General features: G+C 64.7%; 13 protein-coding genes. 7 read left to right on the top strand and 6 right to left on the bottom strand.

Features of this window, described 5'->3' with window-relative positions; translation table 11 throughout:
• Nucleotides 1-158: 158 nt before the first annotated feature.
• From Q8O96_RS22625 to Q8O96_RS22615, 3 genes are read left to right on the top strand one after another with little or no spacing between them, the layout of a single operon-like run.
• Nucleotides 159-1517: a glutamine synthetase family protein gene (locus Q8O96_RS22625; RefSeq protein ID WP_305949436.1), complete on the top strand. Its 1359-nt coding sequence runs from the start codon at nt 159-161 to the stop codon at nt 1515-1517.
• 48 nt (nt 1518-1565) lie between these two features.
• Complete coding sequence (locus Q8O96_RS22620) at nt 1566-2654, top strand: polyamine ABC transporter substrate-binding protein (protein ID WP_250330247.1); 1089 nt, start codon at nt 1566-1568, stop codon at nt 2652-2654.
• Nucleotides 2651-3964 (top strand): FAD-binding oxidoreductase, encoded by a 1314-nt coding sequence (locus tag Q8O96_RS22615; protein ID WP_305949435.1) that lies wholly within the window; start codon nt 2651-2653, stop codon nt 3962-3964. Before Q8O96_RS22620 ends, Q8O96_RS22615 begins: the two co-directional genes overlap by 4 nt.
• A gap of 251 nt (nt 3965-4215) precedes the next feature.
• Here Q8O96_RS22615 and Q8O96_RS22610 read toward each other — a convergent pair whose 3' ends face one another.
• Nucleotides 4216-4971 (bottom strand): TetR/AcrR family transcriptional regulator, encoded by a 756-nt coding sequence (locus Q8O96_RS22610; RefSeq protein ID WP_207167879.1) that lies wholly within the window; start codon nt 4969-4971, stop codon nt 4216-4218.
• A 353-nt stretch (nt 4972-5324) separates the two neighbouring features.
• Between Q8O96_RS22610 and Q8O96_RS22605 the strand changes: the two genes are divergently transcribed.
• Genes Q8O96_RS22605 through Q8O96_RS22590 form a run of 4 tightly spaced genes read left to right on the top strand, consistent with a single transcriptional unit; the run spans nt 5325 to nt 9993 of the window.
• Nucleotides 5325-6029, top strand: coding sequence for an ABC transporter ATP-binding protein (locus tag Q8O96_RS22605; RefSeq protein WP_250330245.1), 705 nt, complete (start codon nt 5325-5327; stop codon nt 6027-6029).
• On the top strand, nt 6026-7225 hold the full coding sequence (locus tag Q8O96_RS22600) for an ABC transporter permease (RefSeq protein ID WP_102865094.1): 1200 nt from the start codon (nt 6026-6028) through the stop codon (nt 7223-7225). The genes Q8O96_RS22605 and Q8O96_RS22600 overlap by 4 nt, the downstream gene beginning before the upstream one ends.
• Nucleotides 7218-8717 (top strand): TolC family protein, encoded by a 1500-nt coding sequence (locus Q8O96_RS22595; RefSeq protein WP_102865095.1) that lies wholly within the window; start codon nt 7218-7220, stop codon nt 8715-8717. Before Q8O96_RS22600 ends, Q8O96_RS22595 begins: the two co-directional genes overlap by 8 nt.
• Nucleotides 8707-9993: an efflux RND transporter periplasmic adaptor subunit gene (locus tag Q8O96_RS22590; protein WP_115579998.1), complete on the top strand. Its 1287-nt coding sequence runs from the start codon at nt 8707-8709 to the stop codon at nt 9991-9993. Before Q8O96_RS22595 ends, Q8O96_RS22590 begins: the two co-directional genes overlap by 11 nt.
• A 199-nt stretch (nt 9994-10192) precedes the next feature.
• Here Q8O96_RS22590 and Q8O96_RS22585 read toward each other — a convergent pair whose 3' ends face one another.
• The 5 genes from Q8O96_RS22585 to Q8O96_RS22565 are packed head-to-tail and all read right to left on the bottom strand — an operon-like array spanning nt 10193 to nt 18040.
• Complete coding sequence (locus Q8O96_RS22585; RefSeq protein WP_115579997.1) at nt 10193-11896, bottom strand: AMP-binding protein; 1704 nt, start codon at nt 11894-11896, stop codon at nt 10193-10195.
• A 19-nt stretch (nt 11897-11915) separates the two neighbouring features.
• On the bottom strand, nt 11916-13214 hold the full coding sequence (locus tag Q8O96_RS22580) for an acetyl-CoA C-acetyltransferase (RefSeq protein ID WP_305949434.1): 1299 nt from the start codon (nt 13212-13214) through the stop codon (nt 11916-11918).
• Nucleotides 13211-14104: a MaoC/PaaZ C-terminal domain-containing protein gene (locus Q8O96_RS22575; RefSeq protein ID WP_207167877.1), complete on the bottom strand. Its 894-nt coding sequence runs from the start codon at nt 14102-14104 to the stop codon at nt 13211-13213. Before Q8O96_RS22575 ends, Q8O96_RS22580 begins: the two co-directional genes overlap by 4 nt.
• 3 nt (nt 14105-14107) lie before the next feature.
• The gene (locus Q8O96_RS22570; RefSeq protein ID WP_102865100.1) at nt 14108-15460 is read right to left on the bottom strand and encodes a 3-oxoacyl-ACP reductase; all 1353 of its coding nucleotides are present in this window, start codon (nt 15458-15460) and stop codon (nt 14108-14110) included.
• A gap of 30 nt (nt 15461-15490) precedes the next feature.
• Complete coding sequence (locus Q8O96_RS22565; RefSeq protein ID WP_305949433.1) at nt 15491-18040, bottom strand: acyl-CoA dehydrogenase; 2550 nt, start codon at nt 18038-18040, stop codon at nt 15491-15493.
• Nucleotides 18041-18260 lie beyond the last annotated feature (220 nt).

Genomic DNA, 18260 nt, shown 5'->3' with positions numbered 1-18260 from the left:
GACCTTGCGCACTCTTTTGGTGCGCTTTGGTGCTGCTTAAAGTGGATAGATGGAACAACAAGGCTCGCCCAAGATAGTCGCCAATGCGCCGCAGGGGAAGCCTTGCCGGGATACTCCCGCTCACCTCGGAGCAGACAAGAACAATCATCGAGGTCTTTATGAACGCCCCTTTCGATCAGCTGTCCTCCTGGCTGAAAGATCACAAGATTACCGAAGTCGAATGCGTGGTCAGCGACCTGACCGGCATTGCCCGCGGCAAGATCGCGCCCACCAACAAGTTCCTGCACGAGCGCGGCATGCGCCTGCCGGAAAGTGTCCTGCTGCAAACGGTAACCGGGGATTTTGTCGACGACGACCTGTACTACGAACTGCTGGACCCGGCGGACATCGACATGGTCTGCCGCCCCGACTCGTCATCGATCTACCTGGTGCCCTGGGCCATCGAGCCAACGGCCATCGTCATCCACGACACCTTCGACAAGTTCGGCAACCCCATCGAGCTGTCGCCGCGCAACGTGCTGAAAAAAGTGCTGCAGCTGTACACCGACAAGGGCTGGCAGCCGATCGTCGCCCCGGAAATGGAGTTCTACCTGACCCAGCGCTGCGAGGACCCGGACCTGCCGCTCAAGGCCCCGCTGGGCCGCTCCGGTCGCGCGGAAAGCGGCCGCCAGTCGTTCTCCATCGACGCCGCCAACGAGTTCGATCCGCTGTTCGAAGACGTCTATGACTGGTGCGAAGCCCAGGGCCTGGACCTGGACACGCTGATCCACGAAGACGGCCCGGCGCAGATGGAAATCAACTTCCGCCACGGCGACGCCCTGGACCTGGCGGACCAGATCACCGTGTTCAAGCGCACCCTGCGCGAGGCGGCGCTCAAGCACAACGTCACCGCCACCTTCATGGCCAAGCCGGTGGCCGATGAACCCGGCAGCGCCATGCACCTGCACCAGAGCGTGGTGGACATCAGCACCGGCAAGCCGATCTTCGTCGATGCCGACGGCCAGAAGAGCCAGCTGTTCCTGCACCACATCGGCGGCCTGCAGAAGTACATCCCCAAGGTGCTGCCGATGTTCGCCCCCAACGTCAACTCGTTCCGCCGCTTCCTGCCGGACACCTCGGCCCCGGTGAACGTCGAATGGGGCGAGGAAAACCGTACCGTCGGCCTGCGGGTGCCGACTGCCAGCCCGGATGCCATGCGCGTGGAAAACCGCCTGCCCGGTGCCGATGCCAACCCTTACCTGGCGATTGCCGCCAGCCTGCTGTGCGGCTACCTGGGCATGGTCGAGGGCATCGAGCCCAGCGCCCCGGTGGAAGGCCGGGCCTATGAACGGCGCAACCTGCGCCTGCCGATCACCATCGAAGACGCCCTGGCGCACATGGAGGACTGCCCGACCATCGAGCACTACCTGGGGCGCAAGTTCGTCCGCGGCTACGTGGCGGTCAAGCGCGCCGAACACGAGAACTTCAAGCGCGTGATCAGTTCCTGGGAGCGTGAGTTCCTGCTGCTCAGCGTCTGATTTGTCCGCAGTCCGCAATCAACAAAAACAACCCGAAGAGGTGTCGACATGCGTCTTTTGCAAGCAGTGATCCCGGCAGCACTGGCGGCCTTGATGAGCGCCGCCGTCCAGGCACAACCCAGTGTCAGCGTGTACAACTGGACCGACTACATCGGCCAGACCACCCTCGCCGACTTCCAGGGCAAGACCGGGGTCAAGGTGATCTACGACGTGTTCGACTCCAACGAAACCCTGGAGGGCAAGTTGCTGGCCGGGCGCACCGGCTACGACGTGGTGGTGCCCTCCAACCATTTCCTGGCGCGCCAGGTGAAGGCCGGCGCGTTCCTCAAGCTGGACCGCTCGCAGTTGCCCAACTGGAAGAACCTGGACCCCAAGCTGCTGGCGCTGCTGGAGCAGAACGACCCCGGCAACCAGTACTCGGTGCCCTACCTGTGGGGCACCAACGGCATCGGCTACAACGTCGACAAGGTCAAGCAGGTGCTGGGCGTCGACCACATCGACTCCTGGGCGGTGCTGCTGGAACCAGAAAACCTGAAGAAGCTCCAGCAATGCGGGGTGTCGATGATGGACTCGCCGGATGAAGTGTTTCCGGCGGTGCTCAACTACCTGGGCCTGGACCCGCGCAGTGAAAATCCCGAGGACTACAAGAAAGCCGAGGCCAAGCTGCTGACCCTGCGCCCCTACATCACCTACTTCCACTCCTCCAAGTACGTCTCGGACCTGGCCAACGGTGATATCTGCATCGCCTTCGGCTACTCCGGGGACGTGTTCCAGGCCGCCAACCGGGCCAAGGAAGCCAAGAACGGGGTGAACATCGCCTACGCCATTCCCAAGGAAGGCAGCAACCTGTGGTTCGACCTGCTGGCGATTCCCGCCGATGCCGGCAACGTCAAGGAGGCTCACGCCTTCATCAATTACCTGCTGGACCCGCAAGTGATCGCCAAGGTCAGCGCCTACGTCGGCTATGCCAATCCCAACCCGGCCTCCCAGCCGTACATGGACGCCGAGCTGGTGAACAATCCCGAGGTGTACCCGCCTCAGGACGTGCTCGACAAACTGTACATTTCCACCACCCAGTCGCCGGCCATCATGCGCTTGATGACCCGCTCCTGGAGCAAAGTGAAGTCCAACAAATGATTCAGCCAAACCTTTCGGGCAGTGCCACCGGGCATGCCCGCTCCTACTACGCCGCCTCCGCCGGCAGCCTGCCTGGCTATCCGTCCCTGGACGGTGACCTGAGCGCCGACGTCTGTGTCATCGGCGCAGGTTTCACCGGCGTCAACACCGCCATCGAGCTGGCCCAGCGCGGGCTGTCGGTGATTCTCCTGGAAGCCCGGCACATTGGCTGGGGCGCCAGTGGGCGCAACGGCGGCCAGCTGATCCGCGGCATTGGCCACGACGTCAGCGGCTTTGCCCGCTACGTCGGCAAGGAAGGGGTGAAATACCTCGAGCATGCCGGGATCGAGTCGGTGGACGTGGTGCGTCAGCGCATCGCCGAGCACGGTATCGACTGCGACCTGCGCTGGGGCTTCTGCGAGCTGGCCAATACCCCGGCCCAGTTCGCGGCGTTCCAGGCAGAACAGGAGCATCTGGCGAGCCTGGGCTACCGCCACCCTACCCGCCTGGTGGCGCCTCAGGACATGCATCAGGTGGTGGACTCCCCGGTGTATGCCGGGGGCCTGGTGGACATGGGCTCGGGGCATCTGCACCCACTCAAGCTGGTGTTGGGGGAAGCGCGGGTCGCGGCCTCCCTGGGGGTGAGGATCTTCGAACAGAGCCCGGTGCTGGAACTGGTGCATGGCAACCGCGTCGAGGTGCGTTGCGCCACAGGCACCGTGCGCGCCGCCAGCCTGGTGCTCGGATGCAACGCCCACCTGGATGAACTGGAACCGCGCCTGAGCGGCAAGGTATTGCCCGCCGGCAGCTACATCATCACCACCGAGCCATTGCCTGAGGCGCTGGCGACACAGTTGATCCCGCAGAACCTGGCGCTGTGCGACCAGAAAGTGGGCCTGGACTACTACCGGCTGACGGCGGATCGACGCCTGCTGTTCGGCGGTGCCTGCCACTATTCAGGGCGTGATCCTGCGGACATCGGCGCCTACATGCGGCCGAAGATGCTCAAGGTATTTGCGCAATTGAACGATGTGGCCATCGACTTCCAATGGGGCGGCAAGATTGGCATCACCGCCAATCGCTTCCCCCAGGTAGGTCGGCTGCACCAGTACCCCAACGTGTACTACGCCCAGGGCTATTCCGGTCATGGCCTGAATGTCACCCACTGGACTGCACGGCTGCTGGCCGAAGCCATCCATGCCGGGCACAGCCATGGCCTGGATGTGTTCAGCGCCGTCCCACACATGACCTTCCCCGGCGGCCCAGCCCTGCGCGCACCGCTGCTGGCCCTGGGCATGCTCTGGCACCGGATGCGGGAAATGCTCGGTTGACCGCCCGCCTTCGCCGGCCCACCCCGCTTGCTATGGGGCGGGCAGGTTCTCCAGGAGACCGTCACTGCGGAAAATCCAGCAACAGCGCATTGACCCGTTGTGGCTGCTCATTCTGAATGCCGGGCGCTCCAGGGTAGATGCGAGGAGCGGAACCTGGCACATGGCGGCCGCAGCCCTGAGCAATATTGATGCTTCGAATGACACTGCCGCTCCTGCCGGCACGGTGCGCTGCTGGCAGGAGCGGCAGCTCCTCAGACAGGAATCATTCCGACCTGGGACTGGCTGTGCTGGCGAATCAGGCGCTGAGTGTTCAAGACCTTTTCCAGGGCCTGCTCGGAGTCGGGGTCCTGCATGGGCGCACGAATCGCCGCCGACACCAGGCTGATCAGCTTGGCCATGACTTCGGCGTCGGTGGCCGGACGGCCCAGGCTCATGGCCTGCATCAGCAGGCGCAGTTCGGTGCCGGCCATCACCCCGGAAATCGCCTTGAGGGCAAACTGCAGGCGCACCCCCAATTCGTTGCGCGGCAGGTCCGGCAGCGCCAGGGCGAAGGCCTTGAAGAAGCGCTCGAACACCGGTTGGTAGTGTTCCTTGAGGTATTCCTGAATGAACGGCGAGGTATCGCTGTACACCCGCCCCAGGAAACGGATGAACGACCGGCCTTCCAGGCCACCGCTTTCATCACTGCGCTCCAGGCCCATGGCCGGGGCGAACAGCACCCCCAGCAGGGTCTCGCAATCCAGCGGTCCCTGGGCCTGCTCTTCACATTTGGCCAGCAGTTCCAGGCGTTGATCGTTGAGGGGGCCCAGGCGCTGCATCAGCAGGGCCTTCATCAGCGAATCCTTGTCGCCGAAGTGATAGTTCACCGCCGCCAGGTTGACCTGGGCGCGCTCGGTGATCTGACGCAGCAGCACGGCGTCGTAGCCGTACTTGATGAACAATGCCTCGGTCGCTTCCAGCAGTCGGGTCTTGGTGACATTGGGGGCACTGAGTTTCTTGGCGACCATGGAGGACTAACCTTTGCTGGGATGAAAAACTGACCGTTCGAACAGTGTTTTAAAAAAAAATTTGATTTTTTATACCCGCGAGAAGCCCTAAAAGCAAGCGTCCCAGGGACGTCCCCTGCGGCCCGAGGCCGTTTTGTGACCCGCCGGTTCCTGGTCGAAAAATCCCGAAAAAAGCCCGCAATTACCCGGTTCAGACAGCTGGCGCGCCAGGATGAACGCAGTTACTATTCAAACAAAGTTTTTAAAATAATAAATAAAACCAGAGCTTGGCGTTGCCCCTGAACCCCCGCTGCACGAGCCGTACGAGGTGGGAGTGTTCAAGCATTCAGTCGAGCCAGCCGGCGCGGTAAGCGATGACAGCGACGATAATCGACCCAGGTTTTATCTCCCTGCAAGGCATAGGCAAGAGCTATCGGCTGGCGGAGCAACCGCTCCACATTCTCAAGAACGTTTCCCTGTCCATCGAAGCCGGTGAAAGCTGCGCCATTCTCGGTGCCTCCGGTTCCGGCAAGAGCACCCTGCTCAACATCCTCGGCCTGCTGGACCTGCCCGACAACGGCGACTACCGCTTTGCCGGGCACGATATCTTCCGCGCCAGCCCCGACCAACTGGCGGCGATCCGCAACCAGCAGATCGGCTTCGTCTTCCAGAGTTTCAACCTGCTGCCGCGCCTCAGTGCCCTGGACAATGTCGCCCTGCCCCTGAGCTATCGCGCAGTGGCACGGCGTGAATCGCTGGAACGCGCCCAGCACATGCTCGATCAGGTGGGCCTGGGGCAACGGGCCCACCACCGCCCGGCGGACCTCTCCGGCGGTCAGCGCCAGCGGGTAGCGATTGCCCGGGCCCTGGTGGGCGAACCCTCGGTGATCCTCGCCGACGAACCCACCGGCAACCTCGACAGCCATACCGCCCAGGAGATCATGGACCTGCTGCTGTCGCTGAACCGCGAGCGCCAGGTGACGCTGATCATCGTCACCCACGACCCGGGCATTGCCCAGCGCCTGGACCGGCAGATCCGGGTCACCAACGGCGTGGTCCAGGAGGTCTGCCCGGCATGAGCCTCAAGGTCGAGCAAAGCGCCAGCCAGTTGCTGCACGAAGCCTTGGTCAGCCTGCGCACCCTGGGCAAGCGTTCGATCCTGGCCCTGCTGGGGATCGTCATCGGCAGTTCATCGGTGGTGGCCCTGATCAATATCGGCCATAACGCCGCCGAAGACGCCGCGGCCATCTTCCAGGACATGGGCACCGACACCCTGGCAGTGCAGTTCCCCGACACTTCGGGGACGCGCACGCCCATGCCGGCGGCGCTGGACCTGGCCACCCTGTACAAGGCCCTGCCCAACCTGCTGCACATCGCCCCGGTGGCGTTGTTCAGCGGCCCGGTGGTGTTCCAGGGACGCACCACCAACGCCAACCTGGTGGGCAGCACAGCGGCATTGAATGACGCCATGCGCCTGCAACTGCAGCAAGGACGCTTCCTCTCGGAATTCGATGCCACCGAAACCTACGCGGTGGTGGGGGCGCAAGTGGCCCAGGCCCTGAGCCAGCCCCATGCCCCACTGCGCCTGGGCGACAGAATCCGTATCAACGATTACCTGTTCCAGGTGATTGGCATCCTGCACTCGCAACCGGCTGCCGTGCTGATCCCGGTACAGACCAACGAATCCCTGTTCGTACCTCTGGAGGGCATGCGGCGAATATCCTCCAGTGCGCAGATCAGCAACCTGATAGCCCGCGCCGCTCCCTCCCAGGACATGAACCAACTGGCCACGGCCCTGGGCGATGCGCTGAAAAAACAGCTACCGGGACGGGGCGTGGAAGTACAGATACCGCAAAAGATCATCGACGGCATGACCCGGCAAAGCCGCACCTTCGGTTACCTGCTGATGGCCCTGGGGGGCATCTCCCTGGTGGGGGGCGGGGTCGGGGTGATGAACGTGATGCTGATGAACGTCTCGGAACGGCGCCGCGAGATCGGCATCCGCATGGCCCTGGGCGCCAGGCGCCGGGATATCCGCAACCTGTTCCTGCTCGAAGCCGTGACCCTGACGGCGGTCGGTGCTTTGTCCGGGGCGGTGCTGGGCATGAGCGCCGCCTACCTCTATGCCCGGGTTTCCGGCTGGCAGTTTTCCCTGGCCTCTGCATCCCTGCCCCTGGGCATCGGCAGCACCTTGTTGATCGGCCTGTTCTTCGGCCTGTACCCGGCCATCTCGGCCTCGCGCCTGCAACCGGTGGAGGCGCTGCGCGATGAATGATCGCCAACGCGCCGGGCTGTTGCTGCTGTGGCTGATCAGCCCCTTGGGGCACGCCGCCTCCCAGGACATGAACGTGGCTCGCCAGGCGTCAGCCCCGACCCTGCACAGCGGCTATGAACGCAGCGTCCTGCTGAGCCAGCAGCAGACCGACCTGACCCTCGCCGACGCGGTCTACCTGGGCCTGCGCAACAACCGCGGGATTCGCAGCGCCTACTTGCAGCGCGTGGCGCAAAAGTTCGACCTGCGGGTCTCGGAAGATGCCTTCAATCCCAAACTGCTCCTCAGTGGCACCTATCAGGCCAACAAGGGCAGCCACGACGGGGTACGCAACGCCATGCTCACGCCCAGTTCCAGTCTGCTGGGGGAGTACGGCACCCGCTTGAACATGGCCTGGCGGCAAGAGTTGAGCAATGCCAATCGGGCCGGCTACTACCGACGCGACGGCCTCGACCTGGCGATTATCCAGCCCCTGCTCAAAGGCGCCGGCTGGGATGTGACCACCGCGCCGCTACGCCTGGCGCGGATCAACGAACAGGCCTATCGCCTCAACCTCAAGGCCAACGTGGCGCAGACCATCAGCGACATCATCGGCGCCTACCGCGAGCTGCTGCGGGCCCAGCAACAGCTGGCGATCGTCGAGGATGCCCTCAAGCGCGCCAATGCCCTGCTCCAGGTGAACAAGGCGCTGATCGCTGCCGGGCGCATGGCCGAGTTCGAGATCGTGCAGACCGAAGCCGATATCGCCAGCCAGGAACTGGGGGTCGAAGAAGCGCGCAATCAGGTGGACATCAATCGCCTGTCGCTGCTGCGGCTGCTGGCCCTGGACCTGTCCACGCGCATTCGCGCCAGCGACGCCCTGGAGGCCGCCAGGATCAACATCGACCAGCAGGACGCCCTGCGCCTAGCCCAGCTCCAGCAACCCAGTTACCTGGCGACCTTGCTCGGCAGCCAGCAGGCCGATCTGAACCTGGTGATCGCCAAAGACCAGGGCCGTTGGGACGTGTCCCTGGTGGCCGGTGCCAACCAGGTGCGCAACCGCTACGACAACGACGGCGGCAATGGCGCGGGCAGGACCTGGGACAGCTATGCCGGGGTCCAGGTGCAGATCCCCATTGGCGACCTCAGTACCCGCCAGGCGGAAGTCCATGCCCGGGTCGACGTGGAAAACCAGGCGCTGGTCCTGGCCGATGCCCGCCAGGCCCTGGAGCGCAGTGTCAATGACGTGGTGCGCGACCTCGGCACCCGTTGGCGCCAGTATGAAATTGCCCAGCGCGCCGTGGAACTGTCCAAGCGCAAACTGGAGATCGAACGGGAGAAACTCAGCGCCGGACGCTCCAGCAACTTTCAGGTGCTGAGCTATGAAAGCGACCTGCGCACCAGTGAAAACGCCCGCCTCAACGCACTTATCGCCTACCTCAACGCCCAGACCCAACTGGACCTGACCCTGGGCACGACCTTGGAGACCTGGGACATTGCGCTCAATGACTACTGAGCAGAAAAGCTCGCGCAAACGCTACCTGCAAGGGGGCGCGGCGCTGGTGGTGCTGGCCTTGGCCGGCGTGGCCCTGATCGGTTACCACGCCCCGGACCACACAGCGACTGACAAGGGCCGCTGGATCGAGGTCAGCAGTGCGCCGCTGATTCATCAGATCGGCCTGGTGGGCAAGATCGAACCCCAGCGCACCATCAGCCTGACCGCGCCGTTCGACGGCATTGTCCTGGCCAACCTGGTGGAACAGGGCCAACGGGTGGAGGCCGGCCAGACCCTGCTGAAAATGGACCCCAGCCTGATCGAGATCCAGTTGCGCGAAGCCTTGTCGGTCCAGCTCAAGGCCCGACGCAGCGTCCAGGAACTGCAGGACTGGAACAACAGCGCCCAGGTCACCCGTGCCCGGCGGACCTTGCGTTCCTCGCAGATGGCGGTCAGCAATTCCGAGCGCAAGCTCAGTGAAAGCCAGAGCCTGTTTGCCCGGGGCATCATTCCCCGCAACGAACTGGACGACCTGACCCAACAACTGCAGACCCAGCGCCTGGACCTGAGCGCGGCCCAGGGCGAGCTGCAACAGGCCCTGGATCAGGGCAAGGGCGAATACCGGCAGATTGCCGAGATGGAACTGACCAATGCCACGGTCAAATACGAAGCCCTGCGCGCTCTGCTGGCGGGCAAGGACGTCACCGCGCCGTTTGCCGGCATCGTGGTGCCGGCGCCGGGCGTCAACCTGAGCCAAATCGCCTCGGCAGGGGCCTCGGGCCCGGTGCAGACCGGCAGCAAGGTCGGCCAGGGCCAGGCCCTGTTCGGCCTGGCCAACATCGAGCAACTGAAGATCGTCAGCAAGGTCTCGGAGCTGGACATCAACCAGCTGCGTCAGGGCCAGAGCGTGGAAATCCTCGGTGACGGCTTTGATGGCGAACGCCTCAATGGCCAGGTGGACATCGTCAGCAGCCTGGCCCTGCCCGGCGACGCCAGCGGCGCCAGCGCACAGTTCCCGGTGACCCTGTCGATCCCCACGCTGACCCGGGAACAACTGCAGCGGGTGCGCCTGGGCATGAGCGCGCGATTGACCATCATCACCTACCGCAACGATCAGGCAATCGTCATCCCGCCGGCAGCGATCCAGCGCGGCGCAGATGGCATGAGTGTGGAATATCGGGCGAGCGCCGATCAGCCGGCACAACGGCTGCCGGTGAGCGTCGGCCAATCGACGGCGGAGGGTATCGAAGTGTTCGGCCTGCAGCCGGGCCAGGTCCGCCTGCCCAACGCCTTGTAGGTTCAGGCTTGCCCGGCTATCACCCGAAGAACCTCTAGCGCCCTCGGGACGCTTGCGCCCCTGCGGGCCGTTCGCAGCCTTCGGCAGCGGCTACAGTGATCGCCGTGGAGGTAGCCGCTGCCGAGCCCCGGCGAGGCTGCGAAAAGGCCCGCAGGGCCTTGCTTGACGATCTTCAGAACAACCTCGGACGCCCTCGGAACTAACGCAGGGCCCGACGCAGGACCTTGCCCACGGTGGTCTTGGGCAACTCTTCGGTACGGAACTCGACGTAGCGCGGCACCTTGTAGCCGGTCAGGTACTCGCGGCAGTGGGCCAGCAACTGCTCCTGGGTCAGGTTCGGGTCCTTGCGCACCACGAAGATCTTTACCTTCTCCCCCGTCACCCCATCCTCGACCCCGATCGCCGCCACTTCCGCCACGCCCGGATGCAAGGCCACCACATCCTCGATCTCGTTGGGGTACACGTTGAAGCCGGACACCAGGATCATGTCCTTCTTGCGGTCCACCAGGCGGATGAAACCCTGCTCGTTCATCACCCCGATATCCCCGGTGGACAGCCAGCCATGACGGTCCAGGACCTTGGCGGTCTCTTCCGGACGCTGCCAGTAGCCCTTCATCACTTGGGGGCCACGCACCTGCAACTCGCCCTCCTCGCCCAGCTCCGCCAGTTCGCCGTCCTCACGCACGAAACGCACCCAGGTCGACGGCAGCGGCACGCCGATGGTCCCGGTGAAGTCACCCTCGCGCATGCGCGCGATGTCGATCGGGCTGATGCTCACCACCGGCGAGCATTCGGTGAGGCCGTAGCCTTCGATGATCGGCACCCCGGTGACCTCCTTCCAGCGCCGGGCCACGGCGGTGTGGGTGGCCATGCCGCCGGCGATGGCCAGCTTCAGGTCGGAGAAGTCCCGGCCACGAAACTCTTCGTTCTCCAGCAAGCCGTTGAACAGGGTGTTGACCCCGACGATGCCGCTGAACTTCTCCTTGCGCAGGATCATCTGCACCCGCTTCACGTCCCGCGGGTTGGCGATCAGGATGTTGCGCCCGCCCAGGCACATGAACATCAGGCAGTTCACCGTCAGCGACAGCACGTGGTACAGCGGCAGCAAGGTGACGTTGGTTTCCTGCTGGTTTTCGTCCAACTGGTCGCCAACCCAGGCCTTGGCCTGCATCAGGTTGGCGAGGATGTTGCGGTGGCTGAGCATGGCGCCCTTGGCATCGCCGGTGGTGCCGCCGGTGTATTGCAAAAAGGCAATGTCGTCCTGCTTCAGGTCCACTGGACGGGGCTCCAGCACGGCGGCCAGTTTCATCATCGCCGGGAAGCGGATCGAGCCTGGCAGGTTGAACTTGGGCACCTGCTTCTGCACATGGCGCAGGGCGAAGTTCAAGGCCGCGCCCTTGAAGGTGCCCAGCAAGTCGCCAATGGCGGCCACCACCACGTTCTTCAATTGGCTGCCCGGCATCGCCTGCTCCAGGGTGTGGGCGAAGTTCTCGAAGATCACCACGGTTTCGGCGCCACTGTCCTTGAGCAGGTGCCGCAGTTCATGGGCGGTGTACAGCGGGTTGACGTTGACCACCACCGCCCCCACCAACAGGGTGCCGAACAGGCAGATCGGATATTGCAGGCAGTTGGGCATCATCAGGGCCACCCGATCGCCCTTCTTCACCCCTTTGGATTGCAACCAGGCGGCGAAGGCGAATACGCGCTTCTCCCAGAGGTCGTAGCCCATCTCGGTGCCGATGCTGACGTAGGCCACCCGGTGGCGGTACTTGTCCACGTGTTCGAGGAACACTTCCCGCAGCGACGGGTAGCGGTCGATGTCGGCTTCGATATCGCTGGGCACACCCGGCAGGTAAGCGTTCAGCCAGATACGCTCGGCGGGTTGCAGGCTCACGACACTCATTGGCAGTCTCCTGGTTATTTTATTTTTCGACGATGGCGGTGATACCCAGCCCGCCGGCTGCACAAACGGAAATCAGCCCGCGGCCGGAACCACGCTGGTGGATCGCCTTGGCCAGGGTCGCCAGCAGGCGCCCGCCGGTGGCGGCAAAGGGATGCCCGCAGCCCAGGGAGCCGCCGTTGACGTTGAGTTTGCTGCGCTCGATGCTGCCCAGGGCGCCGTCGAGGCCGAGTTTTTCCCGGCAGTAATCGGCGTCTTCCCAGGCCTTGAGGGTGCACAGCACCTGGGCGGCGAAAGCCTCGTGAATCTCGTAGAAGTCGAAATCCTGCAAGCCCAGGCCTTCCCGGGCGAGCATGCGCGGCACCGCGTAGGCCGGAGCCATCAGCAGCCCTTCCGTACCGTCGACGAAGTTCACTGCGGCAGTTTCCCCGGTCCGCAGGTAGGCCAGCACCGGCAGGTTGTGGGCGGCGGCCCACTCCTCGCTGGCCAGCAGCACCACCGAGGCACCGTCGGTGAGCGGGGTCGAGTTGCCGGCGGTCAGGGTGCCGTTGTGGCGGTCGTACGCCGGGCCCAGGCCGGCGAGCTTCTCCAGGCTGGCATCGGCCCGCAGGTTGTTGTCCCGGGTCAGGCCGCGATACGGGGTGATCAGGTCGTCGAAGAAGCCGCGCTGATAAGCGGCCTGCAGTTGCTGGTGGCTGGCCAGGGCCAGTTCATCCTGGGCCAGACGCTTGATATGCCAGCGCTTGGCCATTTCTTCACAGTGCTCACCCATGGACAACCCGGTGCGCGGCTCGCCGTTGCGTGGCAGCAGCGGCTTGAACAACATCCCCGGGCGCACCTTGAGCAAGCTGCGCAGTTTGTTGCCGGTGCCCTTGGCGCGATTGGCCTGGAGCAAGGTCCGCCGCAGCCCTTCGTTGATGCCGATGGGCGCATCGGAAGTGGTGTCGGCACCACCGGCGATGCCCACTTCGATCTGCCCCAGGGCGATCTTGTTGGCCACCAGCAGCGCCGCCTCAAGCCCAGTGCCGCACGCCTGCTGCACGTCGTAGGCCGGGGTCTGCGGCGACAGCGTGGTGGACAGCAGGCTTTCCCGGGCCAGGTTGAAATCCCGGGAATGCTTGATCACCGCCCCCGCGGCGAACTCCCCCAGGCGCTGGCCCGACAGGCCGTAACGATCCACCAGCCCCTGCAACGCCGCCACCAGCAGGTCCTGGTTGCTGTCGTTGGCATACACCGTATTGGAGCGGGCGAACGGAATCCGGTTGCCGCCGATGATCGCCACCCGGCGCACCGGCGCCGGATTGAAACTGTACTCAGTCATTGCCCAGCTCCCCAGATAAATAGGCCGCGCATGTGGGGTTTGTCCCCCGCGTTGTTGCGCACTTCGAACGCATGGCGCGGACCGTCGGGCAGACGGTTCCACAGGGTCACCGCCGCCGGCAGGAAGATCGGCAGCTTGAACTCGCAGTCCAGCTCCGCCGCCGCCAGTGGATGGGGCGGCTGCTGCGCTGCCAGGGCCCGGCCCAGGGTCCACATGCCGTGGGCGATGGGCCGACGGAAACCGAACAGCCGCGCGCCGAGCCAGGAGGTGTGGATCGGATTGAAATCGCCGCTGACCTGGGCAAAACGCCGCCCCAGGTCGCCCCCCAGGCTCCAACGTTGAGTGCGCACCAGGGCCTGTTCATCCAGTGGCAGCGAGCCTTGCCAGGGCTCACCAATGGGCGCGCTGACGCCACGGCGCAGATACAGGCTGTCGCTTTCCCAGACCAGGCTGCCGCCACTGTGGGCCCGGGTGGCAATCGACAACGCCTGGCCCTTGGGATGGGCCAGCCAACGCTCGGCAAACACCTCCAGGCGCAGGGCCTGCCCTTCCTCCAGCTTCTGGTACTGACGGATACGGTTGGCCAGGTGGACCATGCCGCTGGCCGGATAGGGAAACGTCGGGTGGGTCAGCAACAACAGATGCAACGGGAAAGCCAGGGTATGGGGAAAGGCCAGCGGCACACCGTGCTCCCGGCGAAAGCCGCAGGCCTGGGCATAACGGGCGATTTCGGCGGCCTGCAGCTCCACCGCCGGGCGTACCAGACGCTCGCTGGGCAGCTTGGGGGCGACCTCCAGTTTGGGCTTGCGCAAGCTGCGGATGCCGTCGTACAGCAACTGGCCCCGGGACGGCGGCGGTTCGATGATGCGAATGGCAGAGTCGGCATTCATGGTTCAGGCCCCCAGCAGGCTTTGTCCGCAGACGCGGACCACCTGTCCATTGATCCCGCCGGAGGCCGGATGGGCCAGCCAGGCGATGGTTTGCGCCACATCCACGGCCTGACCGCCCTGGTTCATGGAATTCATGCGCCGTCCGGCCTCGCGAATCAGCAGCGGGATCTTCGCGGTCATCTGGGTTTCGATAAAGCCCGGTGCCACCGCGTTGACCGTGATCTGCTGACGCGCCGCCAGTGGCCCCAGACTCTCCACCAGACCAATGACCCCGGCCTTGGAAGTGGCGTAGTTGCTTTGCCCGAGGTTGCCAGCGATCCCGGAAATCGACGAGACACAGACGATCCGTCCCCCCGGGTTCAGGCCCTGGCCCTCCAGCAGCGCCTGGCTCAGTAGCAGCGGTGCTTCCAGGTTGACGGCCATGACCTTGCGCCAGGCGGCTTCGGTCATCTTCGCCAGGGTCTTGTCCTGGGTGATGCCGGCGTTGTGCACGACGATATCGAAAGCACCGTGCTCACCGACGAACTCCAGCAGCCGCTGCCCGGCACCAGAAGCGGTGATGTCCAGGGCCAGAGCGCTGCCCTTGAGGCCCGCTGCCGCCTGCTGCAACTCAGCCTCGACCTGGGGAATGTCCAGGCACACCACCTGGGCGCCTTCCCGGGCCAGGACCTGGGCAATGGCCAGGCCAATGCCGCGACAGGCCCCCGTGACCAGGGCCCGCCGGCCCTCCAGTGGCTGGGCCCAGTCGATGTGCCGGGGCACATCCACCGGCTCGCCGATGCGCACCACCTGACCCGAGACATAGGCCGAACGACGGGACAGGAAAAACCGCAGGCTGCTGTCCAGTTCAGCTTCGGCACCGGGCTCGACATACAGCAGTTGCGCGGTAATGGCCCGGCGCAACTCCTTGCCCAGGGAGCGCACGAAACCCTCCAGGGCCCGCTGCGCCACGGCCTGGGCCAGCGCCTTGCAGTGCTCCGGCGGCGTGCCCAGCACCAGCACCCGACCGTGGGCGGTCAGGCGCCGGACATTGGCATGGAAGAAGCGGTACAGCTCATCGAGCTGGGCGATATCCGCCAGCCCGCTGGCGTCGAAGACCAGGCCCTGGACCTTCACGGTCGAGGGCGCGTTGATGCTTGCGGCCTGGGCCGCCACGGTGTCGGTGGCGGCGAAGATCCGTTGCAGCTCGCCCAGAAGGCGCCCCTCGGGCGCCGCGGCGAGGACCACCGGGTTGATCAGGTTGCCGCCCTGCCCCTCGCGCTGGCGTTGCAGCGGCAGCGGTTGCGGCAGGCCGGTCCGTTGGGCCAGCCAGCGGCCCCACCCGGAATTGACGAACGAAAGATAACCGTCAGACATAAAGAGATCCCGATCCAATCCAGTAGAGGCTCAATAGGCCGAATCGCTGGCCAGCACCGCGTCTTCGCTGCTGGCGGCACGTTTGCGCGAGGCCGGCTTGGCGCTTTGCTCGAAGTGCGCCTGACGCTGTTGCAAGGCTTCCAGCAGCCCGAAGTCCTGGGGGAAGTCGTCGACCTGGATCGCGTGATCGCCGTATTCCACGTAACGACTGAGCAGCTCGTCTTCGTCCTGGCTGATCAACTGCTGTTCCAGAGCCTGGACCCGCCACACGCCGAAGGCCTCGCGGGAGATCGGCAACGGCGCCAGGGCGCCCTGCTTGATCGCCGGTTTGAGCCGGGCCTCGATCAGTTCCACTTGCGGTTGCAGGCGGAACGCCAGTTCGCCGTAGGCCAGTTTGTCGATGTCCGGTTGCGGGATGTAGGAGTCGGCCAACAGGCGGTCCCGGGTGGCGCCTGGGGTTTGCACCAGCTCGGCCACCTCGGCCAGCAAGCGGTCGCTGGGTTTGTGCTGGGGAATGCCCAGGGGGAAGCTCAGACCACGAATAATCCGCGCCGCCGCTCTGGACGGATAGTTGTCCAGCACCTCGGCCAGGGCTTCATGGGCCCGCAGCAGGGCATCCTGGGCCGCCCAATGCACCAGCGGCAGATCGGCCTGGGGCCGGCCATCGTCCTCGAAACGCTTCAGCACGCAGGACAGGATGTACAGCTGGGAAAGAATGTCCCCCAGGCGTCCGGTGATGCTTTCCTTGCGCTTGAGGGCACCACCCAGCACGCCCATGGAAATGTCCGAAGCCAGGGCCAGCACCACCGACAGACGCTGGATCTGCCGGTAATAGCCAGCCAGGGCCTTGTCGGTGTTGGCCGGGGCTTTGATCAGGCGGCCGCCGGTCAGGGCATGCACCGCGGCGCGCACGGTGTTGGCGCAGAAAAAGCTGATATGGCCGAACATGGCGCTGTCGAACGCTTCCAGGCCTTTGCGTCCAGCATCGCGAGCGGCTTCCATTTCACGGAACACATAAGGATGGCAACGGATCAGCCCCTGGCCGTAGATGATCAGGCAGCGGGTCATGATGTTCGCGCCTTCCACGGTGATGGCAATCGGGCTTTGCTGGTAGGCCCGGGCCAGGAAGTTGTTGGGGCCCATGCAGATGCCCTTGCCGGCGACGATGTCCATGCCGTCGTTGACGATGGCCCGGGCCCGCTCGGTGACGTGGTATTTGGCAATCGCCGAGATCACCGAAGGTTTCTCGCCGGCATCCAGGGACGCCACCGAAACCTTGCGCACCGCATCGCAGGCATACAGGTGCCCGGCCATGCGCGCCAACGGCGCCTGCACCCCTTCGAACTTGCCGATGGGCAAGCCGAACTGCTTGCGCATCGCCGCGTAGGCGGTGGTGCCGCGCACCGCCACCTTGCCCAGGCCGACGTTGGCCGACGGCAGGGAAATGGCGCGCCCGGCGGCCAGGCACTCCATCAGCATGCGCCAGCCGTTGCCCACCTGGGCGCCGCCGCCGATCACCCATTCCAGGGGAATGAACACATCCTTGCCGGTGGTCGGGCCGTTCTGGAACACCGCGTTCAGCGGCCAGTGACGACGCCCGGTATTGACCCCCGGATGGGTGGTGGGAATCAGTGCGCAGGTAATCCCCAGGCTGCCCTTGCTGCCCAGCAGGCCGTCCGGGTCTTCGGCGCGAAAGGCCAGGCCCAGTACCGTGGCGATGGGGCCCAGGGTGATGTAGCGCTTGTCCCAGGTGACGCGAAAGCCCAGCACCTCCTGGCCTTCGAACTGGCCCTTGCACACCACCCCGACGTCGGGAATGGCCCCGGCGTCGGAACCGGCATAGGGGCTGGTCAGGGCAAAGCACGGAATGTCTTCGCCGCGAGCCAGGCGCGGCAGGTAATGCTGGCGCTGGGCCTCGGTGCCGTAGTGCAGCAATAGCTCGGCCGGGCCCAGGGAGTTGGGCACCATCACCGAGATCGCCGCCGCCGAGCAGCGGGTGGAAAGCTTCATCACCACCTGGGAATGGGCGTAATGGGAGAAGCCTTTGCCGCCATACTGCTTGGGAATGATCATCCCCAGAAAGCCCGCGTCCTTGGTGTATTGCCAGGCCTTGGGCGACAGGTCCTGCCAGATCTGGGTGGTTTCCCAGTCGTTGGCCATGTTGCACAGGGTTTCCACTTCGTTGTCCATGAACGCCTGTTCTTCGGCGCTCAGGCTGGCCGGGGCGGCCTGCAGCAGGCGCGGCCAGTCGGGCTTGCCGCTGAACAGCTCGGCGTCCCACCAGACCGTGCCGGACTCGATGGCGGCGCGCTCGGTGTCGGACATGACCGGCATGATCTTGCGAAACATGGCCAGGGCGCGGCGGGTGAGCAAGGCACGGCGCAGGGGCTTGATGCTCAGCAGCGCGGCCGGCGCCAGCACCAGCAGCACGCCGAGGGTCAGTCCCAGGGTGCCCACCAGATTGAACAGATAACCTGCCGCCAGCCATACCAGGCCGCCGCCCAGCCACAGGGCCGCGGCGGCCTGGCGATAGGCCAGTGCACAGGCTGCGGCGAGTCCCACCAATAACCAGACAATCATGGAATACCTCTCTTGTTCTAACGAGACAACCACTGGGAGCCCGGGCGTTGTGCCGACCCCTCGACGATCACCCTACAAAGGAAAGAAGCATGTTTCAAATTTTATTTTTAAATATTGTTTTGAGTGTTTTCGGTAACGCATAACGGCTGAACGATGTCAGCCAAAGGTTGGAAAAGCAGGCAGGTCGAGACGGGTCCTGAGGTGACCCGTCCAGCCAACG

Source organism: Pseudomonas sp. LPH60 (assembly GCF_030718165.1).
Taxonomy (GTDB): Bacteria; Pseudomonadota; Gammaproteobacteria; order Pseudomonadales; family Pseudomonadaceae; genus Aquipseudomonas; species Aquipseudomonas danubii.
This window is presented reverse-complemented; position numbering and strand designations above follow the sequence as displayed.

Bases quoted from the DNA above. Each gene is read 5' to 3' on its own strand.
- Q8O96_RS22625 (WP_305949436.1), top strand. From the start codon at position 159: ATGAACGCCCCTTTCGATCAGCTGTCCTCCTGGCTGAAAGATCACAAG.
- Q8O96_RS22620 (WP_250330247.1), top strand. From the start codon at position 1,566: ATGCGTCTTTTGCAAGCAGTGATCCCGGCAGCACTGGCGGCCTTGATG.
- Q8O96_RS22615 (WP_305949435.1), top strand. From the start codon at position 2,651: ATGATTCAGCCAAACCTTTCGGGCAGTGCCACCGGGCATGCCCGCTCC.
- Q8O96_RS22610 (WP_207167879.1), bottom strand. From the start codon at position 4,971: ATGGTCGCCAAGAAACTCAGTGCCCCCAATGTCACCAAGACCCGACTG.
- Q8O96_RS22605 (WP_250330245.1), top strand. From the start codon at position 5,325: ATGACAGCGACGATAATCGACCCAGGTTTTATCTCCCTGCAAGGCATA.
- Q8O96_RS22600 (WP_102865094.1), top strand. From the start codon at position 6,026: ATGAGCCTCAAGGTCGAGCAAAGCGCCAGCCAGTTGCTGCACGAAGCC.
- Q8O96_RS22595 (WP_102865095.1), top strand. From the start codon at position 7,218: ATGAATGATCGCCAACGCGCCGGGCTGTTGCTGCTGTGGCTGATCAGC.
- Q8O96_RS22590 (WP_115579998.1), top strand. From the start codon at position 8,707: ATGACTACTGAGCAGAAAAGCTCGCGCAAACGCTACCTGCAAGGGGGC.
- Q8O96_RS22585 (WP_115579997.1), bottom strand. From the start codon at position 11,896: ATGAGTGTCGTGAGCCTGCAACCCGCCGAGCGTATCTGGCTGAACGCT.
- Q8O96_RS22580 (WP_305949434.1), bottom strand. From the start codon at position 13,214: ATGACTGAGTACAGTTTCAATCCGGCGCCGGTGCGCCGGGTGGCGATC.
- Q8O96_RS22575 (WP_207167877.1), bottom strand. From the start codon at position 14,104: ATGAATGCCGACTCTGCCATTCGCATCATCGAACCGCCGCCGTCCCGG.
- Q8O96_RS22570 (WP_102865100.1), bottom strand. From the start codon at position 15,460: ATGTCTGACGGTTATCTTTCGTTCGTCAATTCCGGGTGGGGCCGCTGG.
- Q8O96_RS22565 (WP_305949433.1), bottom strand. From the start codon at position 18,040: ATGATTGTCTGGTTATTGGTGGGACTCGCCGCAGCCTGTGCACTGGCC.